This window comes from Bacteroides sp. AM07-18 (genome assembly GCF_003602695.1).
Classification (GTDB): Bacteria; Bacteroidota; Bacteroidia; order Bacteroidales; family Bacteroidaceae; genus Bacteroides; species Bacteroides uniformis.
The window spans coordinates 4805-6137 of the sequence record NZ_QTLM01000033.1; the positions used below are offsets into that span (position 1 = coordinate 4805).

The 1333-nt window shown below is 35.6% G+C and carries 2 protein-coding genes; both read right to left on the reverse strand.

Going from position 1 to position 1333, the window contains the following annotated elements; all coding sequences use genetic code 11:
* Positions 1-116 precede the first annotated feature (116 nt).
* Positions 117-524 carry an NTF2 fold immunity protein gene (locus tag DW096_RS18980; protein ID WP_051642902.1) on the reverse strand — a complete coding sequence of 136 codons (408 nt, stop codon included), beginning with the start codon at positions 522-524 and terminating at the stop codon, positions 117-119.
* 12 nt (positions 525-536) lie between these two features.
* Positions 537-1333, reverse strand: a 797-nt coding sequence (locus DW096_RS18985) for an RHS repeat-associated core domain-containing protein (protein ID WP_147401835.1), incomplete at its 5' end; no start/stop codon positions are given.

Below are 1333 nucleotides of genomic sequence, written 5' to 3' on the forward strand. Positions count from 1 at the left end.
TCATTTGATAGACCTAAAAAACTATCCTAACATACAAGATATAGCATATCTGATGTTAGGATAGTAATTAAATAAATCTCATTGAAAAAAGGCAACTTATATTAGAGTAATATTTTTTATTTAGTATGCAAAAGCTTTATAATCTCACCATTACTTTTTCTTATTTCCACATAAGATTGTCCACAGAAAGTCAGCGCACTATCATTTCCATTAGGAATATGCCCTTCTATTACCCATATTCCATTTACCAAGTTAACAGAAAAAGGTTTTTCTTTCTCTATACTTTCCTTTCCATAAATTTCCAATAGTACGCATTCCGCTATCTTTACTGCAATATCCGCTGTAGGTATAAATCCCTCTGCAGGAACATAGCTTTTCATATCAGTATAAAAATCTGTTGAGAGACTATCATTCATTACATACTCAATCTGTTGAGATGATTGTTGATCTTCTCCGACCTTCGATGTACTGTTTGTACATGACATCGCAAATAGCATTAAAGCAAAAAAATAAGTCCTATACATATTGCTATCTTTTTAAAATACCCAATGAATATGTTCTCTCTGGCTAACAGGAATGTTTAAATCTGGCTTTTGTAGCAATTCTTTCATTCTTTGTTTACCCTTTTCAGCAGGAATATCTTTCGGATTAATATTATTCTTTCGTTTAGGATCTTTGGGATCATTAGGAAGATCACTAGTCACTATTGATGTTTTCTTACTATAAGGATTATATTCTAACAAATCGCCACTCGGCGTAGCCAAATAACCATTTTCTTTTGTTTTCTCAATATATTTTATATCAGCTTTTGAGAATTTATTATTTATATGCTCTGCGTCCGCGTCTCCATGCGAATGAATCGATCCTACAAATCTCTCACCGTTAGGAGGTAAGCTTATAGATACGCTGTGCTCTCCTTCATTGGCTGCACTATAAGAATATCCCTTTAGCTTTCCCTTTTGCTTAACTTCATAAATAGAAGAGCCCATTTCACGTTTACGTATAATAGATGCACCATTATAATACATACCCCAATCTTTAGCTGCTGCTCTTTTAGTCTTAAACAGATCACCGGGAGCATATTCCATACCATTTGGGTCTATGAACTTTACCGGATTATCGGCACAATAAGTATACGGACTCATCGAATAATATTTCTCCGCCAACGGGTCATTCGTCGTAAACCTTCCCAACGCAGCATCATAATGTCTCGCCCCATAATCATACCAGTTCAAACCCTTCTTCGTATCAAGCTCCTTACCGTTATACTTGTAAGGCTGGGTATTGCCTGCAGTGCCAAACACACCACCGAAAGGGTAGTAATGGTTCGTTT